Annotated in this window: 22 protein-coding genes; 9 read left to right on the forward strand and 13 right to left on the reverse strand. The window is 72.8% G+C overall.

Annotated elements, in window-relative coordinates; all coding sequences use genetic code 11:
- Window positions 1-220 precede the first annotated feature (220 nt).
- Complete coding sequence (locus ACIPVB_RS06680) at window positions 221-580, forward strand: HU family DNA-binding protein (RefSeq protein ID WP_400367732.1); 360 nt, start codon at window positions 221-223, stop codon at window positions 578-580.
- Here ACIPVB_RS06680 and ACIPVB_RS06685 read toward each other — a convergent pair.
- Window positions 562-1,647: an ATP-binding protein gene (locus ACIPVB_RS06685; protein ID WP_400367733.1), complete on the reverse strand. Its 1,086-nt coding sequence runs from the start codon at window positions 1,645-1,647 to the stop codon at window positions 562-564. The genes ACIPVB_RS06680 and ACIPVB_RS06685 overlap by 19 nt on opposite strands.
- 206 nt (window positions 1,648-1,853) lie before the next feature.
- Here ACIPVB_RS06685 and ACIPVB_RS06690 point away from each other — a divergent pair, with 206 nt between their 5' ends.
- The 4 genes from ACIPVB_RS06690 (at window position 1,854) to ACIPVB_RS06705 (ending at window position 4,710) form a co-directional block, all read left to right on the forward strand.
- Complete coding sequence (locus ACIPVB_RS06690) at window positions 1,854-2,423, forward strand: hypothetical protein (RefSeq protein ID WP_400367734.1); 570 nt, start codon at window positions 1,854-1,856, stop codon at window positions 2,421-2,423.
- Window positions 2,424-2,528: 105 nt separating this feature from the next.
- Window positions 2,529-3,044: a phosphoribosyltransferase gene (locus ACIPVB_RS06695; protein ID WP_400367735.1), complete on the forward strand. Its 516-nt coding sequence runs from the start codon at window positions 2,529-2,531 to the stop codon at window positions 3,042-3,044.
- On the forward strand, window positions 3,041-3,727 hold the full coding sequence (locus tag ACIPVB_RS06700) for a uracil-DNA glycosylase (RefSeq protein ID WP_400367736.1): 687 nt from the start codon (window positions 3,041-3,043) through the stop codon (window positions 3,725-3,727). The genes ACIPVB_RS06695 and ACIPVB_RS06700 overlap by 4 nt, the downstream gene beginning before the upstream one ends.
- A gap of 371 nt (window positions 3,728-4,098) precedes the next feature.
- Entirely contained in the window at window positions 4,099-4,710 is a 612-nt protein-coding gene (locus ACIPVB_RS06705) for a GNAT family N-acetyltransferase (protein ID WP_400367737.1), read from the forward strand.
- Window positions 4,711-4,726: 16 nt separating this feature from the next.
- Here ACIPVB_RS06705 and ACIPVB_RS06710 read toward each other — a convergent pair whose 3' ends face one another.
- The 8 genes from ACIPVB_RS06710 to ACIPVB_RS06745 form a co-directional block, all read right to left on the reverse strand.
- A complete protein-coding gene (locus ACIPVB_RS06710; RefSeq protein WP_400367738.1) occupies window positions 4,727-5,053 on the reverse strand; it encodes a protealysin inhibitor emfourin in 327 nt (108 codons plus the stop codon).
- Window positions 5,040-6,098 carry a M4 family metallopeptidase gene (locus ACIPVB_RS06715; RefSeq protein ID WP_400367739.1) on the reverse strand — a complete coding sequence of 353 codons (1,059 nt, stop codon included), beginning with the start codon at window positions 6,096-6,098 and terminating at the stop codon, window positions 5,040-5,042. Before ACIPVB_RS06715 ends, ACIPVB_RS06710 begins: the two co-directional genes overlap by 14 nt.
- Before the next feature lie 117 nt (window positions 6,099-6,215).
- On the reverse strand, window positions 6,216-7,007 hold the full coding sequence (locus tag ACIPVB_RS06720; RefSeq protein WP_400367740.1) for an ABC transporter ATP-binding protein: 792 nt from the start codon (window positions 7,005-7,007) through the stop codon (window positions 6,216-6,218).
- A complete protein-coding gene (locus tag ACIPVB_RS06725; protein WP_400367741.1) occupies window positions 7,004-7,807 on the reverse strand; it encodes an ATP-binding cassette domain-containing protein in 804 nt (267 codons plus the stop codon). The genes ACIPVB_RS06720 and ACIPVB_RS06725 overlap by 4 nt, the downstream gene beginning before the upstream one ends.
- Entirely contained in the window at window positions 7,804-8,673 is an 870-nt protein-coding gene (locus ACIPVB_RS06730) for an ABC transporter permease (protein WP_400367742.1), read from the reverse strand. Before ACIPVB_RS06730 ends, ACIPVB_RS06725 begins: the two co-directional genes overlap by 4 nt.
- The gene (locus ACIPVB_RS06735) at window positions 8,670-9,620 is read right to left on the reverse strand and encodes an ABC transporter permease (RefSeq protein WP_400367743.1); all 951 of its coding nucleotides are present in this window, start codon (window positions 9,618-9,620) and stop codon (window positions 8,670-8,672) included. The genes ACIPVB_RS06730 and ACIPVB_RS06735 overlap by 4 nt, the downstream gene beginning before the upstream one ends.
- Window positions 9,617-11,128, reverse strand: coding sequence for an ABC transporter substrate-binding protein (locus ACIPVB_RS06740; protein ID WP_400367744.1), 1,512 nt, complete (start codon window positions 11,126-11,128; stop codon window positions 9,617-9,619). Before ACIPVB_RS06740 ends, ACIPVB_RS06735 begins: the two co-directional genes overlap by 4 nt.
- Window positions 11,129-11,314: 186 nt before the next feature.
- The gene (locus ACIPVB_RS06745; RefSeq protein ID WP_400367745.1) at window positions 11,315-12,136 is read right to left on the reverse strand and encodes an alpha/beta fold hydrolase; all 822 of its coding nucleotides are present in this window, start codon (window positions 12,134-12,136) and stop codon (window positions 11,315-11,317) included.
- Window positions 12,137-12,226: 90 nt separating this feature from the next.
- Here ACIPVB_RS06745 and ACIPVB_RS06750 point away from each other — a divergent pair, with 90 nt between their 5' ends.
- From ACIPVB_RS06750 to ACIPVB_RS06760, 3 genes are all read left to right on the forward strand, one after another.
- Window positions 12,227-12,772 carry a carboxymuconolactone decarboxylase family protein gene (locus ACIPVB_RS06750; protein ID WP_400367746.1) on the forward strand — a complete coding sequence of 182 codons (546 nt, stop codon included), beginning with the start codon at window positions 12,227-12,229 and terminating at the stop codon, window positions 12,770-12,772.
- Window positions 12,769-13,482, forward strand: coding sequence for a tyrosine-protein phosphatase (locus ACIPVB_RS06755; protein WP_400367747.1), 714 nt, complete (start codon window positions 12,769-12,771; stop codon window positions 13,480-13,482). Before ACIPVB_RS06750 ends, ACIPVB_RS06755 begins: the two co-directional genes overlap by 4 nt.
- 69 nt (window positions 13,483-13,551) lie before the next feature.
- Window positions 13,552-14,016 carry an SIP domain-containing protein gene (locus tag ACIPVB_RS06760; protein ID WP_400367748.1) on the forward strand — a complete coding sequence of 155 codons (465 nt, stop codon included), beginning with the start codon at window positions 13,552-13,554 and terminating at the stop codon, window positions 14,014-14,016.
- A gap of 177 nt (window positions 14,017-14,193) precedes the next feature.
- Here the strand turns inward: ACIPVB_RS06760 and ACIPVB_RS06765 are convergent, their stop codons facing one another.
- The 4 genes from ACIPVB_RS06765 to ACIPVB_RS06780 form a co-directional block, all read right to left on the reverse strand.
- Window positions 14,194-14,649: a Fe-S oxidoreductase gene (locus tag ACIPVB_RS06765; protein ID WP_400367749.1), complete on the reverse strand. Its 456-nt coding sequence runs from the start codon at window positions 14,647-14,649 to the stop codon at window positions 14,194-14,196.
- Entirely contained in the window at window positions 14,646-15,458 is an 813-nt protein-coding gene (locus ACIPVB_RS06770; protein WP_400367750.1) for an arginase family protein, read from the reverse strand. The genes ACIPVB_RS06765 and ACIPVB_RS06770 overlap by 4 nt, the downstream gene beginning before the upstream one ends.
- A gap of 64 nt (window positions 15,459-15,522) precedes the next feature.
- Entirely contained in the window at window positions 15,523-16,278 is a 756-nt protein-coding gene (locus tag ACIPVB_RS06775; RefSeq protein ID WP_400367751.1) for a PspA/IM30 family protein, read from the reverse strand.
- Window positions 16,279-16,371: 93 nt separating this feature from the next.
- On the reverse strand, window positions 16,372-18,444 hold the full coding sequence (locus ACIPVB_RS06780; protein WP_400367752.1) for a TPM domain-containing protein: 2,073 nt from the start codon (window positions 18,442-18,444) through the stop codon (window positions 16,372-16,374).
- Between the two features lie 125 nt (window positions 18,445-18,569).
- On the opposite strand from ACIPVB_RS06780, the gene ACIPVB_RS06785 reads away from it, so the two are divergent.
- A complete protein-coding gene (locus ACIPVB_RS06785) occupies window positions 18,570-19,403 on the forward strand; it encodes a DUF3097 domain-containing protein (RefSeq protein ID WP_400367753.1) in 834 nt (277 codons plus the stop codon).
- The last annotated feature ends 35 nt before the right edge of the window (window positions 19,404-19,438 follow it).

A 19,438-nucleotide genomic window follows, 5' to 3' on the forward strand; every position in this document is an offset into this window, starting at 1 on the left:
CTCACCCCCGGCGGCAGTGGCGGCGATGCCGTGCGGTCGTCGACCCCGCGGTGGCGTCGACCGCGCGCCGTCCGTGGAGAGGTCGTCGGCCCGAGCGAGGTGAGGTCGCCTCCGCGGGGGCGGCATCCTGCGGACGTCGCACGGGTTTTCGCAACCCCGGTCGGCGGACGCGGCTGCTGCATACGCTCGTTTGCGAGCAAAGAACGAGGGATGGTGAGAGATGTCCGCCACGAGGACCGAAGAACCGAAGGTCAGCAAGCGCGAGTTCGTCCAGCGCGTGTCCAAGCGCACCGGCCTGTCGCTGCGCGTGACGCAGTTGGCGTACGACGCGATCTTCGACGAGATCCTGGATCTGGTGAACGCGGGCAACCGCGTGACGCTGACCGGATTCGGCAAGTTCTACGCCCAGTCGCACAAGGGCCACGACGTCGTGCTGAACATCCGCGACGACCCGAACGCCCGCGGTCACGTCGACGACTACGCCGTGTTGAAGTTCTCGGCGACCCGCGAGGTGAACAAGAGGGTCACGACCCGCACCGCGCGCGACACCGGAGGGCGGGATCAGCGTTCGAACGCGTAGCTGCTCTGCCCGACCAGGGTGAGGGTGAGCGACACCGGGAGCTCGTCGGGCATCTCGTCGTCCTCGTCACAGGCGTCGATGGCCTCGACGGGGACGATCAGGGTGCCGTCGGCGGCGAACACCACGTCGCGCGGCGCGAACGAGAAGAACAGGGTGCGCTTGGTGCTGCGCAGTTCGACCGAGCGGGCGACGTCGCTGCGCTCGTGCAGGTTCATAACCGTCTCGTCGGCGAGGATCGACCCGTCGCGGTAGCGCGCCTCGACGCGGTAGGTGCTCGGCTCGATCGCCTTGATGTTGAGGTCCTCGACGATCTCGGCGAAGGTCGCGTCGGGGTGGTTCATCTCGAAGGCGATCGCGCGCAGGTGATCGTAGGTCAGGTTGACCCGACGCGAGAACAGCGCGGCGTTCTCGATCTCCGCCGGGCGGGCGTTCGGCGCCTGATCGGTCAGGTAGTCGCGCACCTCGTTCGGACCGGGGTAGTCGAATCGCATGTGGTAGTGGAACCGGCCCGGCCGATTGACGATGTAGTGGCTGACGTCCTGCACGTCGTTGACGGTGAGGCAGTAGATGCGCTTGACCGCCGACATGCCGTCAAACAGGGTGAGGAACTGGTTCTGCCGGTTCGGGTCGTCCTGGCGCCCCCGCCCCGAGGTGAAGACCTTCTCGAACTCGTCGAAGATGACGAGGCACTCGTCCAGGGTGTCGAGGAAGTCGACGATGCCCTCGGCGTCCTCGGTCACCAGCACGACCGGCAGGGACTGCTGGATGGCCCGCTGGGCGACCATCCGCAGGAACATGGACTTGCCCTGGCCCTTGTTGCCCGACAGCATCACGCCGAGGTTGCGTTCGAGGCGCGCGTACGCGCGGAAGATCTTGTCGACCTTCGCCTCGCGCTGGCCGTAGACCTTCTCGGCTCCGACGCTCAGGTCGGCGGTGCGCACCAGGCTGAAGCCGTCCTTCGGGGCGAAACGCACGCGATACGTGCCGAGCGGCAGAGCGTCGTGGGCTTGGACGGCGGAGTCGTAGACCCGGACCTGACCGCTCGTCTCGATGTAGGTGCTGCTCACGGGGTCGGGGCTCCTGGTGGGGGAATAGGCGTGCCGGCCGAGCTGGCAATAGTCTGAGAGTGAGATTAGCAATCTCTCATCTTCGAGCCAAAAGGCGCGATGGGAAACCATTTCCGACGGGCGGGGGCGCCGGCGGGAAGTGGGGAAGGTCGAACGGGGGACGATGGCTATGCGCGACGAGGGTCAGACGAAGATGGTCGAGGCCGGTGGCGGATCGCGAGGCCGCCATGCCGGATGAGCTCGTGACCGAGACCACGGCGTTGCAGCTGTCGCTCCAGCTCGCCGGACGATGTCGGGGCCCCGAGGTGTGGAGCGCGCGGATCGTCGCCATCGCCCCGGACGAGTCCGGAGCGGCGCCGGTGCTCGCGGCGGCGACGCTCCACCGCGTCCACTACGCGGACCCGCGGTGGTGCGCGCAACTGGGCGACGCCGGTGCCGACCTCGCCGAGGTGGGGTCGGCGTTCACCGATCGGGAACTGATCTCGATGATCGACGAATCGTCGTTGTTCACCGAGAGTCTGTGCGTCATCTCGTCGATCGACGTCGTGCCCGCCGCGGTGGGCACCCTCGTCAGCCATGAACTGGTCCGCGCGGTGGCCCGCGTCTTCGACGGCGACACCCTCGCCCTGGTGATCCCGGGGGCGTTCGCCCCCGCGGACGGCGGAGCGGTCGACGACGCCGACATCGCGACCCGTCGCGCGCACTGGGCGGCGACCGGGTTCGTCGACATCCCCGGGACGACCGCGATGCTGCTGCCCGTGGGCGCCCGGCCCTGAACGTCGGGGCCCGAGCGTCGGGGCCTGACGTCAGGGCTGGAACGACGGGCCCGACCTCTGGGCCGGGGCCCCGGCATCCGCCGTCGACGACCCGGGCCGCGCCCTATGGTGGGAAGACGACGAGAGGGGCCCGCGGTGGCTGAGCAGCGCGAACGACTGAGCTGGGACGACTTCGGCGAGGCGACGAGGCGGATCTCGCGCGCGATCGTCGCCGACGGGTTCGCTCCCGAGGTGGTCGTGGCGATCGCGCGCGGCGGGCTGCTGCCCGGTGGGGCGATCGCGTACGGCCTCGGCGTGAAGAACTGCGGCGCGCTGAACGTGGAGTTCTACACCGGTGTGGGCACCGTGCTCGACGCCCCCGAGGTTCTGCCACCCGCGCTCGACCTGTCGTACCTGTCGGGTCGCCGTGTGCTGCTCGTCGACGACGTCGCCGACAGCGGGCGCACGCTCGACCTCGCGATCAAGCTGCTCGACCGGCACGGCGCCGCGGCGCGTTCGGCCGTGATCTACACCAAGCCCACGACGGTCGTGCAGCCCGACTACGCGTGGAAGCACACCTCGCTCTGGATCGACTTCCCGTGGTCGCACCAGGGCTCGGTGCACGAAGAAGACGCGGCGTGACGCCGAAGTCCCTCGCCCAGCTCGCCGAGGCGGGGCTCATCGACGGCTCGTGGGTCGAGCCGCTCGCGCCGGTGGCCGACGACATCGCCGCGCTGGGTGCGCGTCTGCGCGACGAGGAACGCCCGTACCTGCCCGCGGGGGAGCTGGTCCTGCGCGCTTTCCGCACCCCGCTCGACGCCGTGCGCGTCCTCATCGTCGGTCAGGACCCGTACCCGACCCCGGGGCACCCCATCGGGCTGTCGTTCGCGGTCGATCCGCACGTGCGTCCCGTTCCGCGGAGCCTGGCGAACATCTACCGCGAGCTCGACGACGACCTCGGCATCGCGCCGGTCGCGCACGGCGATCTCTCGGCGTGGGCCGATCAGGGCGTCATGCTGTTGAACCGAGTGCTGACCGTGGCGCCGGGCGAGCCGGCATCCCATCGCGGGTGGGGGTGGGAGCGGGTCACCGAGCACGCGATCCGCGTCTTGGCGGCGCGCGGCCGGCCGCTCGTGGCGGTGTTGTGGGGAAAGGATGCCATGAACCTCGCGCCCCTGCTCGGCTCCACCGCGATCGTCTCGTCGCCGCATCCCTCGCCCCTGTCGGCCCGCCGCGGCTTCTTCGGTTCGCGACCGTTCTCGCGCGTGAACGCCCTGCTCGAGGACCAGGGCGCCGCGCCCGTCGACTGGCGCCTCCCCGACTGACCCGCCCCCCGGCGCCCCGCGCCCCCGTTCCCCGCCCCCGGCCCCGCGCCCCCGTTCCCCGCCCCCGGCCCCGCGCCCCCACCCGCACGCCGCGCGCCCCCGTTCCCCGCCCGCGGCCCCGCGCCCCCGTCCCGCCCGCCCGCCCGCGCCGGGCTCGACGCCGTCGCTGTTCCCCCGCGTCGTTTTGTCGCGTAGGAGGGGTGGGGCGGCGGATCGTCGCGGGGGAGCGGGGGCGGCGCGGGGAGCAGGGGCGGCGCGGGGGAGCGGGGGCGGCGCGGGGGAGCGGGGGCGGCGCGGGGGAGCGGGGGCGGCGCGGGGAGCGCGGGCGACCGGACACGCGCGCGAAACCGGGCGCCCCGTAGAGTGGCGTGGTGCTGGAAGAGGAGTACGAGAAGAGCCGCCGGCGGCTGCCGTCGCACCTGCGGCGGCCCCCCGAGCCGGAGCGGCCGTTCTCGTTCGAGATCCGTCCGGCGACCGCCGCGGACATCCCCGACATCCGCGAGATCTACAACTATTACGTGCGCAACTCGGTCGTGACCTTCGACGAGAAGGCCTGGTCGATCGCGAAGTGGCGCGACAAGTTCGCCACCCTCGACAAGCTCGGGCTGCCGTTCCTCGTCGCGCAGTCCCCGAGCGGTCAAATCCTCGGATACGCGCTCGTCCAGCCGTGGCAGTCCAAGTCGGCCTATCGCTACACCGTCGAGAACTCGATCTACCTGGGGCAGGCCGCGGCGGGCAAGGGGCTCGGCCGGGCGCTGCTCGAGGCCCTGATCGCCGCCTGCCAGGAGCTGGGGATCCGCGAGATGGTCGCCGCGATCAGCGACAAGGGTGCCGACGCGTCGATCGCCCTGCACGAGAAGCTGGGCTTCACCGAGGTCGGGCGGATGGGGCGCGTGGGCTTCAAGTTCGGGCGGTGGCTCGGCGTGGTCTACCTGCAGAAGAGCATCGCGTCGAAGAAGAAGAGGCGACGCCTGTTCGGCTGATCGATGCCCGCGCGCCTCACCGTCGGCGCGGCCGCGACCCGGCCGCGTCGCGCACCTCGTCCACCAGCGCGCGCCACGGCCCGTCGACCTGGGCCTCGCCGAGCCTCGCCTGGCGGACCGCGAACGCGCCCCGGTGCACCTCGATGCGCCACTGGTACCGGTCCGTGCCGGTCGCCGGGGGCGGCGTCTCGTCCCAGGGGCACCGCTCGACCAACTCGCGCCAGCGCGGCTCGTCATCGGGGCCCGGCTCGGCGCGCCACTGCTTCGACAGACCGGCGATGCCGCCCGAGCGCACGACGGTGACGACGATGCGCTCGTCGTCGACGGTCTCAGGCTGCGGCATCCTCCATGACGCCGACTCCGGCCCATGCAGCGCGGACGGCGGCGACCTCCTCCGACTCCTCACCGTACTCCGAGGCGGCGGTGGCAAGGGTGGCCGCCGCGAAGGTGCGGAAATCCGCGGTGGGCGAGAGCGTGCCCGCGGTGAGCGCGCGGTACCAGATGAGCCCGGCTCGCTCCCAGGCGAAGCCGCCGAGGGCGGTCGCCGCGAGGTGGAACGCGCGGTTCGGGATGCCGGAATTGATGTGCACGCCCCCGTTGTCGTCCGCGGTGTCGACGTAGTCCCGCATGTGCCCGGGCTGAGGGTCTGCACCCAGGACGTCGTCGTCGTAGGCGGTGCCGGGCGCCTTCATCGAGCGCAGGGCCTCGCCCTGGACGTCGGGGGCGAAGATGCCCGCACCGATCAACCACGTGGCCTCGTCGGCGCGCTGGCCGAGGTGGTGCTGCTCGGCGAGGGCGCCGAAGACGTCGGACAGGGACTCGTTGAGCGCTCCGGACTGCCCCTGGTACTCCAGGCCCCCGGCGGCCTCGGTGACGCCGTGACCGAGCTCGTGGGCGATGACGCTGAGTGAGCGGGTGAATCCGACGAACACCTCGCCGTCGCCGTCGCCGAACACCATGCGCTCGCCGTTCCAGAACGCGTTGTCGTAGTCGTCGCCGTAGTGCACGGTGGCCAGGAGCGACCCGCCCGCGGCGTCGATGCCGTCGCGCGCGAAGGCGTCCCAGAAGAGGTCGTAGGTCGCCCCCAGTCCGTCGTACGCCTGGTCGACGGCTTCGTCGCCGGTGGGGGCGTCGTCCTCGCTGCGCACGCGCCGCCCGGGGAGGTTCTCGGTGTTGTTCGCGTCCGAGACGACTCGATCGGGAGCCGGCGCCGCCTCGGCGACGAGGGCGCCCCCGTCGATCGACAGGCGCAGTCGGGTGCGCGCCGGGCGGGGAGGCCGCGGCATCGCCAGGGTCTTGCGCGCGGCGGCGGCGGCGCGGGCGAGGCGCGGGTCGTCGGTCTGGGCGAGGCGGTCGAGCAGGAACGGGGGGACGATTCCGGGGGTCATGGGGTGAGGCTAACGCCGACCGCCGACATCGCGGCATCCCTTGATCGACATCCGGTGGGCCCTCCCGCGTCGCACCCGTCGGGGGAGGAGGGGGCCGCGCCGAGACGGTCCCCCGCTTCAGCCCGGCAGAGTCGGAATGGATGCCAGCAGCTGCCGGGTGTAGGCGGCCTGCGGCTGCCGCAGCACCTGCTCGGTGGGGCCCTGCTCGACGATGCGCCCGTCCTTCATCACCACGACCCGGTCGCAGACCGTCCGCACCACGCCGATGTCGTGCGAGACGAGAACGAGCGTCAGCTCCCGCTCGGCACGCAGACGCGCGAGCAGGCGGAGGATCTGCGCCCGCACCGTGACGTCCAGCGCCGAGAGCGGCTCGTCGCCCACCAGGATGCGGGGGCGGTGGGCGATCGCCCGCGCGAGGGCGATGCGCTGCCGCTGACCGCCCGAGAACTCGTGCGGGTACCGGTCGGCCATGTCGGGCTCGAGCCCGACCTGCGCGAGCACCTCGCGCACGCGCGCACGCCGGTCCCCGTCGATCCCCAGCGCCCACAGCGGCTCCGCCACGATCCGTCCCACGCTCATCCGGGGATCGAGTGACGCGTAGGGGTCCTGGAAGACGATGCCGGTCGCGCGGCGCAGCCAGTGCAGCGATCGAGCCGATCCTCGCGCGTCGACCGGGCGCCCGCTCACTTCGACGGTGCCGGCGGTGGGCTCGTCGAGCCCGAGCAGCAGACGCACCAGGGTCGATTTCCCCGACCCCGACTCGCCGATGATCCCCACCGCCGAGCCGGCCTCGATCGACAGGTCGACGTCGACCAGACCGGCGGTGCGCGCCGCGCGACCGAAACCCCGTGCGCGCGGGGCGGGATAGTCGCGCGAGAGCCCTCGGGCGCGGATCAGGGTCTCGCTCATGAGACGTCTTCCGGGGCAGGGGTCTCGGGATGCCACCGCGTCGCCGTCGCATCGCGCACGAGCGCCCGCGTGACCGGCGACGCCGGCGACGCGAGCAGGTCCCGCACCGCCCCCTGCTCGGCGACCCGGCCGTGCGAGAGCACGACGGCGTGGGTCGCGACCTGCGCGAGCACCGCGAGGTCGTGCGTGATGAAGACGAGCGACATGCCGGCATCCTGGACCAGGGAACGCAGCAGCGACAGGATGCCGGCCTGCACGGTGACGTCCAGGGCGGTGGTCGGCTCGTCGGCGAGCAGCAGGCGGGGGCGGCAGGCGAGGGCCATGGCGATAGCGACGCGCTGGCGCTGCCCGCCCGACAACTGGTGCGGATAGCGCGCGACGACCCCGGCGGGATCGGGCAGCGAGACGCGCGCGGCTTCGTCGACGGCGCGGCGCCGGGCCTCGCGACGCGACACGCGCTCGTGGATGCGGAGGGACTCGCCGATCTGCCGGCCCACGGTGTGCAGGGGGTTCAGGGCCGTGCGCGGGTCCTGGAACACCATGCCGATGTCGTCACCGCGCAGCGCCGCGAGGTCGCGGTCGGGCAGGCCCAGGATCTGCCGGCCGTTCCACTCGACGCTCCCTCCGGCGCGCGCACCGTCGGGCAGCAGGCCGAGGATCGCCAGGGCGGTGAGCGACTTACCCGATCCGGACTCGCCGATCAGCCCCACGCGCGCGCCGTCGGGGACCGAGAACGACACGTCGTCCACGACCCGGCGCCCGCCGATGTCGACGTGCAGGTTCTTCACCTCAAGACTCACGCGACCACCCCCGGGACGTGGACACGGGCGGCGGGGGTGCGCTCGGCCAGCGTCGGGTCGGCGGCCTCGCGCAGGGCATCGCCCAGCAGGTTCAGCCCCAGGACGGTCAGCGTGATCGCGAGCCCCGGCCACACGACCGTGAGCGGGTGGACCGCGATGTAGGCCTGCAGGTCGCTCAGCAGCACCCCCCAGGACGGCTGGGTGACGGGGGCGCCGAAGCCGAGGTACGACAATCCCGCCTCGGCGAGGACGGCCACGGCCATGCCCCACGAGAGCTGCACGATGAACACGGGCGCGACGTTGGGCAGCAGGTGCCGGGTGAGGTTCTGCCACGTCGACAGTCCGTTCGCTCGGCCGGCCAGGACGAAATCGCTGTGCAGCACGCGGCGCAGCTCGGGTCGCGTCACGCGCGCGATGTTCACGCCGAATCCGATGCCCACGGCCCAGATCACGACCGCGAGCGAACCGCCCCAGACGGCCGAGATCATCATGGCGATGATCAGGACGGGGAAGGCGATCAGGATGTCGACGAGCACGGCGACGCCCTCGCGCACCCAGCGGGCGGCGAGGGCGCCGAGAGCGGCGAGGGCGATCCCGAGAACGGATGCCACGATCCCGGCGCCGAGGGCGACGACGACCGTCGTGCGGGCTCCGGCCATGAGCAGGCTCGCGATGTCGCGACCGGTGTTGTCGGTGCCGAGCACGTGCGGCCACGACGGATCGGTCCACCGGGCGCGCGCATCGACGGCACCCGGATCGAAGGGCGTCCACACGAGCGACACCGTCGCCGTGAGGGCGACGAGGATGACGACCAGGATGCCGAAGCGACCGGTGCCCAGGCTCCACAGACGTTTTGCCGTGTTCATGCGGCCTCCCTCTGCCGGGGATCGATCAGGCGGTGGGCGAGGTCGACGACGAAGCCGACGAGCAGGACGAAGCCGGTGAGGGCCAGCAGCTCGCCCTGCACCTTGGGCAGGTCGCGCGAGGCGACGTCGGCGACGAGCATGCGCCCGATTCCGGGGAGGGTGAACAGCTGCTCGATGACGACGGTGCCGACGATGATCCCCGCGACCTGCAGGCCCAGCACGGTGATCACCGACAGGCCCACGTTGGGCAGGCCGTGCGCGAGCAACGCGCGGGTGCGGGTCAGGCCCTTCGCCGCGGCGGTGCGGACGTAGTCCTGTCCGACCGCCTGCAGGGTGGCGCTGCGGACGAAGCGCAGCAGCATCGCACCCTCGACGATGCCGATGGTCAACGCCGGCAGCACCAGGGCGCGCAGTGCCGCGCCGGGATCGCTCCACCCCGCGCGGGGGAAGCCCTGCGGGGGGAGCCAGCCGAGCCACACCGAGAACACCACGACCAGCATCAGGCCCGCCCACACGACCGGCACCGCTGCGAACGCCTGGGCTCCCACGCTCAGCGCGGTCCCTCCGGCGCGACGTCGGCCGAGGGCCGAGAGGATGCCGAACGGGATGCCGATGAGCAGGGCGATCGTCAGCGACAGCGTCGCGAGGGGAGCCGTCACCCGCGCCTTGTCCCACAGCTCCGCCGCGACCGGGGTGCCCGTGATGAGCGACGAGCCCAGATCGCCGCGGAAAAGCCCGCCGATCCACTCCGCGTACTGCACCCAGGGCGGCGCGTCCAGGCCCAGGCTCGAGCGCACCGCCTCGACCTGCGCCGGACTCGCCTCGGCGCCCGCGATGAGCTGGGCGACATCCCCGGGAAGGACGCGCAGCGAGACGAAGATCAGCACGCTCGCCACGGCCAGGCCCAGGATCAGAAGGCCCAGCCGTGTCAGCGTGTAGCGGATCACTCCGACGCGACCGTCACGCCCGCGAGCGGCAGGCGCACGTTGAGGGAGTTCTGCGGGAAGTTCGCGACATCGGTGCCCACGGCGGTCAGGGGAGCCGACAGGAACAGCCAGTCGGCGGCGTCCTGGTCGCTCACGATGCGGGCGGCCTCGGCCAGCAGGTCGGACGACTGCTGGTCGTCGGTCGTGGCGAGCGCCTGGGCGTACAGGGACTGGACCTCGGGGTCGTCATAGCCGAAGTAGTAAGCGGGGTTGGCCCAGTTGCCGAAATCGCGGGCCTCGACGTGACGCACGAAGCTCAGGTCGTAATCCTTGTTGGTGTAGACGTCCTGCAGCCAGGCGGTGAAGTCGACCGAGTCCACCGTGAGCGTCACCCCGACGTCGGCGAACGACGACACCAGGAAGGTCGGGATGGTGGTGGGATAGACGTTGGGGATGGTCAACGACAGGGTGAGGTTCTCGGCGCCGGCCTGGGCGAGCAGCTCGCGCGCGCGGTCGGGGTCGTGCGGCACGCTGCCGGAGAGGTCTTCGTACCCGGGGTCGAGCGGCGGGATGGGGCCGTACAGCGGCTCGCCCGAACCGAGGGTCTCGATGAGGGCGTCGTGGTCGATGGCCAGGCGCAGCGCCTCGCGCACGCGCTGATCGTCGAGGGGCGCCCTCTGATTGTTGAAGGCGAGCGTGCCCTTGTCGGTGGTCGGGCCCGACTCGATCGTGAAGGCGTTCGTGCCCTCGATCTGCCCGCGCAGTTCGGGGTCGATCTCGAGGGCGACGTCGATGTCGCCGCTGACGGCGGCATTGGCCGCGGCGCTCTGGTCGGGGATGTAGTCCAGGACGACCTGGGCCACGCCGGCCCGCTCGCCCCAGTAGCCGTCGTAGCGGGCGAGTGTCAGGCTTTGACCGGTGTTCCAACTCTCGACGCGGAAGGGCCCGGTGCCGTTGGCCGCGGTCTGGAGATCGGTGGTGTCGCCGCTGCGGAAGATGAGGCCCGCGCGCCCCGTCAGGGCGAACAGGAAGTCGATGTTCGCCTGTGCGAGCGTGACGACCACCGTGGCGGCGTCGGGCGAGGCGATCGAGGTCACCCCGGCCAGGTCGGCGCTGTTCTGGATGGTGGCGTCGTCCTTGGCCGTCTGGAGGGAGGTGACGACATCGTCGGCGGTCAGCTCGCTGCCGTCGTGGAACGTCACGCCCTCCCGCAGGGTGAAGGTGTAGGTGAGACCGTCCGGCGACACCGCGTAGTCGGTGGCGAGGGCCGGGACGATCGCGTTGCCGTCGTCGGCGTTGCGGGTGACCAGGCCCTGGTAGACGTTGTCGATCAGGGCCTGCTCGAGGGCGGCGCCGCTGGTGCGGCGGATGTCGAGGTTCGACGGCTCCAACGACAGGCGCACGGTGAGGGTCGCGTTCGGGTCGGCCTCCCCGGTGGGGTCGGTCGAGGTGGGGGTGCCGGTGCACGACGAGAGCAGGAGTGCTCCGATCAGGAGTGCGCTCGTGGCGAGGGCGGTGCGGCGCAGCATTGCGGGGGTCCTTTCGCAGGCCGTGGGCATCCGGGTGCTGCGGATGCCGTGCAGGGGTGAAAACAGCCTACTTTCGCCCGCATTCCCCCGACGTCGTTCGTGACGCCCTACGACCGTCGGTGACGCCGCGCGCAGGGTTGCCGCCCCGAGGCCGGGGCGCCGTCGCCGCTGCGGCCGGTCGGCGTCTCAGGGCGTCGGGCGGTCCGTGGTCCCGACGGTCTCGCGGACGAGGGCGGCCAGGCCCGCGGGGTCCTCCTCGTGCACGTTGTGCCCGGTGGCGAGGTCGTCCCAGCCGGTGCTCGCCAGGACCGCCCGCACGGCGTCCGGCGTCGAGGGGTCGGCGCCGGACTCGGCGGCCGCGGCGGCGAGGTGGGCGAAGTGGTGCTTCCACTCCACGCGCCCGTCGGGGCGCACCCGGGAGTTGAGGTGGACGCCGCGCGTGGCGGCCTCGCGCGAGCCGCCCAGGCCGAACGACAGGGCGCGCTCGACGAGCTCGTCGCGGCTGGCCCAATCGGTCGGTCCCGCGAAGAAGGCGCGGATCTGCGCGGGGCCCGCGCCGGGGTCGACGCCCGGGGTGATGTCGACGACGACGAGTCTCGACACCAGATCGGGGCGGGATGCCGCCACAGCCGCCGCGGTGAGCCCGCCCAGGGAGTGCCCGACGAGCACCTGCGGGCCGTCGGTCCACGTCTCGAGGGCGGTGACGACGTCGGGGGCCAGGACGCGCGCGACGTAGGCGGCGTCCTCACGCCACGACGAGTCACCGTGGCCGGGCAGGTCGAGGGCGAGGGCGGGCAGGCCCAGGTGCAGCAGCGTGGCGTCCCAGGTGTGGGCGTTCAGCCCCGCGCCGTGCAGCAGCGTCAGCGCGGGGGGTGCCTCGCCCCAGCGCAGTCCGCTCAGACGCCGGCCGTCCGCGAGGGTCAGGTCCACGCGCCGCACCGCGGGAACGGTGAGGCCGAGGTCGGCCGCCTGGCCGGGGAGGAAGGAGAACTCGTCGCGGTCGGGCATACCGAGAGCCTGTCATCTTCGCGGGCGGGGTCGCCAGCGTCGCGTCGCGGTTCCCGCGCCGCGTCGCGCGGGCCGCCGTAGGCTGTGGCCATGGGTGAAGAACGGCGCGTGCATCTGTCGAGATCGGCCCCCGAGGCGTACGCGGCGCTGCGCTCGTTCTCGACCACCGTGGGCCGCTTGGCCGCCGACGCGGGGATCGACGCGCGACTGCGCGAGATCGTCCAGATCCACGCCTCCCAGCTCAACGGCTGCGCCTACTGCGTCCGGGTGCACGTCGACGCGGCCGTGGCGGCGGGCCTGAGCGCCGACGTGATCGCGCAGATCGCGACCTGGCGCGAATCGGGGGTCTTCGACGACCGCGAACGCGCGGCGCTGGAACTGACCGAGTCCTTCACGTTCATCCACGAGGACGGCATCCCCGACGAGGTGTACGACCAGGCGGGCGGCATCCTGAGCGAACAGGAGTACGTCGCACTCAGTTGGGTGCTCGTGGCGATCAACGCCTTCAACCGCGTCGCCATCGCCGGGCGCTACCCGGTACCGCCGCGCGCGGGCGGCGTCGGCGGGACGGATGCCGCGCCCCCGGCCGCGGCGTCCGGCGGGACGGCCCACGTGCACCCGGCTGTCGCGCCGTGACCGCGACGCTGGTGTCGGGTGCCGCCAACTTCCGCGACGTGGGTGGGCTCGCGGCGGGGGAGGGGCGGACCCGCTCGGGCGTGCTCTACCGCTCGGGCAACCTCGTCCAGGTCGATGACGCGGGGCTCGCGACGCTGCGCGGACTGGGCCTGCGCCGGGTGATCGACCTGCGCGATGCGGCCGAGGTCGCGCACGCGCCCAGTCGCCTGGACGACCTCTCGGTCGAGGTGCAGCACGAGCCCCTCTTCCTCGGCTCGGTGGCGTCGTTCTTCGAACGCGACGTCAGCCTCGAAGAGCTTTACGCGGCGATCGTCGACGATTCGGCCGACCGAGTCGTCGCGGTGGTCCGTGGCATCCTGACCGCCCAGCCGGTGCTCGTGCACTGCACGGTGGGCAAGGACCGCACCGGGGTGACCGTCGGCATCGCGCTCGCCGCGGCGGGGGTCGACCGCGACGCGGTGATCGCCGACTACGCCCGGACCGAGAAGCTGCTCCCCGCCGAGCGCAATGAGAAGGTGCGGGCGGCGATCCGGGCGCTGCACCCCGGGAACGTCCACGCCGAAGACCTCGCCACCCGGTCACCGGCCCGCGCGATGCGCTCGCTGCTGGAACGCCTCGATCGCGACCACGGGTCGCCCGCGGGATTCCTCCGCGCCCACGGGATGACCGAGGTCGAGCTCCGGCGCCTGCGCGAGGTGCTCGTGGAGTGATCCATTCGTGGACCACCTCCCCCGTTTCAGGTTAGGCAACCCTTCGTCGGTGGTAGAGTGGATGCCATCATGGCCCCCTCCACCGAGCACAACGACGCCGCCTGCCGCGCGTCGCGGCACACCCGCGTTCAGCACCTCGTGACCGCCGACGAGCACGCGCTCGCCGAGCTCGAGGCGCTGCTGGCGACCCTGCCGATCTGCTCGACCGGACGGGTGTTCGTCGAGGTTCCCGATGCGTCGTGGATCGGCCGCATCGCCGCACCCGCCCGCATGACGCTGACGTGGCTCGACCGCTCCCTCCGCGGGGGCGCCCCGGGCACCGGTCGCGGCTGCGCGCCGGGCCAGGCCCTCGCCCGCGCCGTCTCGGGCTGGGCCGGCGAAATGCTGTGCGGCGACGACGACGCCACGCGCGTCATCCTGTTGGGCGGTTATCTCGGCACGGCCGAGATCGTCGACGACCTCGTCGCCCGGCACGGGGTGGATCCCCTCGCGATCCACACCCCTGAGCGCTTCGGTCTGTCGACCGCGCGCTGACCTCGCGCCTCGGATCCGGCCGCGACTCCGCCTCGGGTCCGCCCGCGCCTCGGCCTCGCGCCGCACGCGTGTGCACGAACTCCGTGATGTGCGCTTCCTGCGTCCGCGGGGGCGTCTTCGCGCGGAGTCTGTGCGCATCGCGGAGGTTGCGCGCACCCGCGCGCCTCGACCGTGGACTCAGTACCCCCGCGGTACGTAGTTGCCCTCGACCAGACCGGCCTCGATCTCGAAGCGGTTGCGCAAGGGGTCCCGCCCGGCGAGGGCGTACAGCACCGGCATGAGAAAACCGTAGCGACGCCACTGCTCACGGTGCACGGCCTCGTGCCGCAGCACCGCGTCGCCCGGGCGCTCGTCACCCGTCAAGAAGCACCCGCCCACGCACACCCCTCCCCGCGGGAACGCCCAGGCCGGCAGACCGCGGAACACCCACAGGCCCTGCCGCTTCTCGATGCGGCCGGTGCTCCAGATCGATCCCCACACCCACCCGACCGCGCAGCCGTACAGGTACCCGACGCGGCTGATGCGGGAGTCCAGCAGAGCGGCCGGGATGAACCGGTCCAGGCGCCGTCCGCGGGCGACGGCGCGGTCGGCGCGTTCGCGCCACCCGGTCGGCGGTGCCGGGATCGGGCTCACGCGAGAGCCCCGACCAGGCGCAGGATCGTTCCGAGGTCGTCGACGGCGGCGGCGGGGGACGAGGGCGAGAATTCCGTCAGGGTCGCCCCCGCCAGCGGCATCCGTTCCCGCAGGCGGCGGATGGATGCCACGACCTCGGCGGCCCGCGCACCGAAGGGCTCGGGCAGGGCGACGCCGGCGATCTCGGCCGGGTCGAGGACGTCGAGGTCGACGTGCACGTGCACGCGCGCCGCGCCCGTCGTCGCGACCGCTTCGGCGAGGGCGTCGGGGTCGGCCAGAGCGGACGGTGCGAGCACGCGGACGCCGTTCTCTCGGGCGAAACGCTCTTCTTCGGCGTCGAGCGCGCGCGTTCCGGCCAGGACGAGGCGGGAGGCGGGGATGCCGGGTTCCAGGCGGAGCAGGGGGTCGCCGTCGCCGGTGATCGCGCGCAGCACCATGCCGTGGAAGGCGCCGCTCGGTGAGGACTCGGGGGTGTTGAGGTCGGCGTGCGCGTCGAGCCACACGACGGCGAGGTCGTCGCCCGCGACGGCGGACACGGCACCCAGCGCCACACCGCAGTCGCCGCCGACGACGACGGTGGCCTCGTCCGCGGCCCGCACCGCCTCGTGGATGCGCTCGCGCATGCGGACCAGTGCGCTCAGGCGCTGTACGCGCGTGCCCTGGGCGTCTCCGGCCTCGGGCGGTGCCTCGAGGACGATCGTCGACGCGCGGGGCAGGTCGCCGGCGATGGCCTCCGCTCCGTCGATCAGCTGCATCGCGCGCGACGACGACGAGCCCTGCCACTGCGGGGCCACGATGAATCGGGTCATGCGAGCTCCTCGACGAACGGGTGCGCACCGCCCGCGTGCGCGAGCGGTGCGCGTGTCGAACCGGTCAGACCTGGTCGGGGCTGGGCGCGTCGATCGCGGCCCGCTGGGGTCCGCCGACCTTGAGCGCGGCCAGGCGCGCCTCGACCTCGGTCAGCTCGCCCACGTCCTCGAGGGCGTTGAACTGCGCGTCGATGCTCGAGGCGGCCAGCTCCTGCTTGCCGGCGGCCAGGGCCTCTTCGCGGCGGATCTTGTCTTCGAACCGGCCGAGCTCGCTGGTGGGGTCGAGCACGTCGATCGACTTGACGGCGTCGTGCACCTTGTTCTGCGCCTCGGCGACCTTGGCGCGGGCGGTGAGCTCGTTGCGCTTCGCCTTGAGCTGCTCGAGCTTGCCCTTCATGCCGTTGAGGCCGTCCTTGAGCTTGTCGACGACCTCGGTCTGCGCGGCGATCGTCGGAGCGGCGGCCTTGGCCTCGCCCTCGGCCGTGATCTGACGCTGCAGCGCGATCTTGGCGAGGTTGTCGAACTTGTCGGCCTCGCCGACGTTGCCGGCGGCACGCAGCTCGTCGCCCTTGCGGCTGGCGGCGAGGGCCTTGTTACCCCACTCGGCCGCGGCCTGGACGTCTTCTTGGTGGTCGCGCTCGAGCAGGCGCAGGTTGCCGATGGTCTCGGCGATGGCCGACTCGGCATCGGCGATCGAGTTGGAGTAGTCGCGGACGAGCTGGTCGAGCATCTTCTGCGGGTCCTCGGCCTGGTCGAGGAGCGCGTTCACGTTCGCGCGGAGGAGGGTCGAGATGCGACCGAAGATGGACTGCTTGGCCATGCGGGGTGTTCCTTCCTGGAAGCGACGGTGTCGATTCTGGTGGCGGTTGCTACGAATTGTCTGTGATCGAACGGTGCGGGCGCGAGGGGTGGTTCAGCGGCGTCCTCCCCGTCCTCCGCCGGCGCGGCTGCGACCTCCGCCCGAGAACCCGCCACCGCCTCCGCTGCGCGAGCGACCGCCCCCGCCCGAGAACCCGCCGCCGAAGCTGCCGCCCCGCGATGCTCCCGCGCCGAAGCCGCCGAGCCCGCCGCCCCCGAACCCCCCGCGACGCGAGCCGGAACCACCGCCCAGCAGGGTGTTGACGGCGATGCCGCCGAGGAGGGCGCCCATCAGGTCGCCGCCTCCGCCCGAGCCGCCGAAAGAGTCGACGTCGCTCCGTGCCGCCGACGCGGCCTGATCCGCCAGCCCCGCCGCGCGTTGCGCCAGCGCGAGGGCTCCCTCGGGGTCGGAGTGGCGCAACTGCTCTGCCTGCACGAGAGCGGCGCCGGCTTCGGCCAGGCGCGTGCGCGCGGTGGGTCCGACGGCCCCGCGCCGCGCGGTGACGAACTCCTCCGTGGCGCGCACCTGGGCGCGGGCCTGCGTGAGGGTCGCATCGAGCTGCGTCTGCGCGCGACGACGGCGCTCCGTCTCGTCGCGCACCCGCTCGAGCACCGCATCGATGGTGGCGTTCGCCTGCTGCAGCGTCTCGATCGCGCGCAGGGGGTCGGTCCGTGCCGCCGACAGCGCCTGCCGGCCGGCCTCGAGCTGCGCGCGGGTCGCCGCGATCGCTCCGGCGACCCGACCGTCGGAATCGGGAAGGGCCGCCGCCGACGCGAGGTCGCCCTCGAGCTCGGCGACGAGCGCCGCGGTGCCCTGCCGCGCCTGGTCGAGGTCGGTGCCGCGGTCGTCGATCGCCGCTTGCAGCGATGCGGCCTGCGCGAGCGCGGCCTGGGCGGCGCGGATCGCCACGGCGGCCTCGCCGGTGCGGCCCGCCGCCAATGCGGCGTCGGCCGCGGCCTCTTGCGAGGCGGCGAGTTCGAGACGCGTCCGGGCCTGGTCCGGGTTGTCGGCGATCGGCGCGAGGGCGTCATCGGTGTAGCGCTCGCGGAGTGCCGCGAGGTCGGCGGCCGCGCCGGCGACGGCGGCCGACACCTCGGCGCGGCGCGCCGCGAGCGCGCTCAGCGCGGCGGGGGCGTCGGCCTCGAGGGCGCGCAGGTCGTCGAAGGCCGCGGCCTTGGCATCCAGAGCCTCATCGGCGCCCGCGCACAGGCGCAGGATCTCGGTATAGGCCGCGCGCCGCTGGTCAGCTGTCTCGGGCAGGTCGTCATCGAGCTGCTGCTGCAGCGAGAACGCGCGGTCCAGGTCGGCTCTCGCCTGCGCGAGCACCTGGGTGAAAGGGGTCGCGGCCTCGTCGCCGAACTGCGCCCGGGCGAAGCCGAGCTCCTGCTCGCTGGTCTTGACGGCGTCGTCGGTGGCGACGAGCGCGCTCCCCGCGCGGCGCGAGAGGTCGTCGATGCTCTCGGCCGGGTTCGCGGCAGCGCTCGTCGTCGCGCGTCGGCGTCGCCGCACGGCGAGCCACACCAGGACGCCGGCGATGATCGCGAGCAGAGCTCCCACGAGCACGATCGGACCCAGGGCGGGACCGGAGTCCGTGGCCGGGGTCGGCGGAGGGACGGGTTCATTGCCCCCCGACTGGGCGTGCGCCGACCGGATGCCGTCGGCCGCGGCGATCGCGGCACCGGCGTCGTCGCCGGCCTCGAGGGCCGGCTGCACGCGATCCTGCTCGATCGAGGAGAGCTGCGCGGCGGTGAGCTCGCCGTCGTCGACGTCACCCGAGAGGTAGAACGAGAAGGCCTCGCCCTCGATGGCCACGGCGAGCAGGTACTGGTGGGGTCCGAGGCTGTTGCGGTTCGCCGTCTCGTTCGCCCAGTCCTGGGCGGCGGGCGGCTCGGTGAACCCGTCGACGTACACCACCCAGAGGTCCAGGCCCGTCTCATCGCCCAGGGCGATGAGGCGGGATTGCAGCTGCGCCTCCTGCGCGTCGGTGAGGACGTCGGCCTGATCGAGCACGTAGCTCGAGCCGAGCGCCGGCGGCGGCACGGCCGCCGCGCTGAACGGGGAGACGAACACCCCTGCCGTCGCGATCAGCAACGCCGTGGCCGCTCGGGCCACCCTCGGGTGTCGCATCCATCCTCCTTCGGCACCGGGTGTCATCCAACCCTATGCACGACCACCGGCACGCGGGTAGGAGCGGCGCGTCCCCACCTGCCGCGCAGGCGCGCCGCCTAGGCTCTGAGATTCGGAGGTAGACGATGGACGACCGCTACGGCACCGACGTGCTCGCGCGCGGCTGGCGCGACGCCGGACGCAAAAAGCCCGCCCCGGTGGCGGCATCCGTCGACCTCGTGGTGGAGGTCGCCGGCGACGGCTTCGTCGGCGCGGTGACCCGCGTGGACGGCGGGAACGTCGAGCTCGAGGACCGCTTCGGCCGGACGCGACTGTTCCCCCTCGGCGGCGGCTTCCTCGTCGACGGTGCTCCGGTGGTGCTCACCGCGCCCACCGCCGCGCCCCGGGGGCGCACCCGGACGGCATCCGGATCCTTCGCCGTCGCCGACCAGCTCGCCCGCACCGCGCGGGCCAGCCGCATCTTCGTCGAGGGCAAGCACGACGCCGAGCTCGTCGAGAAGGTGTGGGGCGCGGACCTGCGCGCCGAGGGCGTCGTGGTCGAGTTCCTCGAGGGCGTCGATCTGCTCGAGCAGACCCTGGATGCCGAACCCCCCACCGCCGAGCGGCGCTACGGGGTCCTGGTGGATCATCTGGTGCCGAACTCGAAGGAGTCGCGCATCGCCGAGAAGATCGCGCGGGGTCGCCACGGCGCGCACGTGCGCATCGTCGGCCACCCCTTCGTCGACGTCTGGCAGTGCGTCACGCCCCGGGCGCTCGGCATCGCCGCGTGGCCCGAGGTGCCGCGGGGCATCGAGTGGAAGGTGGGGGTGTGCCGCGCCCTGGGCTGGCCCGCCGAGGAGCAGGCCGACACCGCCCGCGCCTGGCAGCACATCCTGTCGAGGGTGACCACGTTCCGCGATCTGGAGCCGGCTCTGCTGGGCCGCGTCGAGGAACTCATCGATTTCGTGACCGTCCCGTGAGCGGCCGCAAGCGCGCGCTCTCGCGCGAGTCGCCG

It is taken from the genome of Microbacterium sp. NPDC090007, from assembly GCF_044748345.1.
Classification (GTDB): domain Bacteria; phylum Actinomycetota; class Actinomycetes; order Actinomycetales; family Microbacteriaceae; genus Microbacterium.

What these genes read in the sequence shown, in the direction of transcription:
- ACIPVB_RS06695 (WP_400367735.1), top strand. Translation starts at nt 2,529, where the DNA reads ATGGTGGGAAGACGACGAGAGGGGCCCGCGGTGGCTGAGCAGCGCGAA.
- ACIPVB_RS06730 (WP_400367742.1), bottom strand. Translation starts at nt 8,673, where the DNA reads ATGAACACGGCAAAACGTCTGTGGAGCCTGGGCACCGGTCGCTTCGGC.
- ACIPVB_RS06720 (WP_400367740.1), bottom strand. Translation starts at nt 7,007, where the DNA reads ATGAGCGAGACCCTGATCCGCGCCCGAGGGCTCTCGCGCGACTATCCC.
- ACIPVB_RS06715 (WP_400367739.1), bottom strand. Translation starts at nt 6,098, where the DNA reads ATGACCCCCGGAATCGTCCCCCCGTTCCTGCTCGACCGCCTCGCCCAG.
- ACIPVB_RS06740 (WP_400367744.1), bottom strand. Translation starts at nt 11,128, where the DNA reads ATGCTGCGCCGCACCGCCCTCGCCACGAGCGCACTCCTGATCGGAGCA.
- ACIPVB_RS06785 (WP_400367753.1), top strand. Translation starts at nt 18,570, where the DNA reads ATGGACGACCGCTACGGCACCGACGTGCTCGCGCGCGGCTGGCGCGAC.
- ACIPVB_RS06775 (WP_400367751.1), bottom strand. Translation starts at nt 16,278, where the DNA reads ATGGCCAAGCAGTCCATCTTCGGTCGCATCTCGACCCTCCTCCGCGCG.
- ACIPVB_RS06760 (WP_400367748.1), top strand. Translation starts at nt 13,552, where the DNA reads ATGGCCCCCTCCACCGAGCACAACGACGCCGCCTGCCGCGCGTCGCGG.
- ACIPVB_RS06745 (WP_400367745.1), bottom strand. Translation starts at nt 12,136, where the DNA reads ATGCCCGACCGCGACGAGTTCTCCTTCCTCCCCGGCCAGGCGGCCGAC.
- ACIPVB_RS06710 (WP_400367738.1), bottom strand. Translation starts at nt 5,053, where the DNA reads ATGCCGCAGCCTGAGACCGTCGACGACGAGCGCATCGTCGTCACCGTC.
- ACIPVB_RS06770 (WP_400367750.1), bottom strand. Translation starts at nt 15,458, where the DNA reads ATGACCCGATTCATCGTGGCCCCGCAGTGGCAGGGCTCGTCGTCGTCG.
- ACIPVB_RS06680 (WP_400367732.1), top strand. Translation starts at nt 221, where the DNA reads ATGTCCGCCACGAGGACCGAAGAACCGAAGGTCAGCAAGCGCGAGTTC.
- ACIPVB_RS06750 (WP_400367746.1), top strand. Translation starts at nt 12,227, where the DNA reads ATGGGTGAAGAACGGCGCGTGCATCTGTCGAGATCGGCCCCCGAGGCG.
- ACIPVB_RS06780 (WP_400367752.1), bottom strand. Translation starts at nt 18,444, where the DNA reads ATGCGACACCCGAGGGTGGCCCGAGCGGCCACGGCGTTGCTGATCGCG.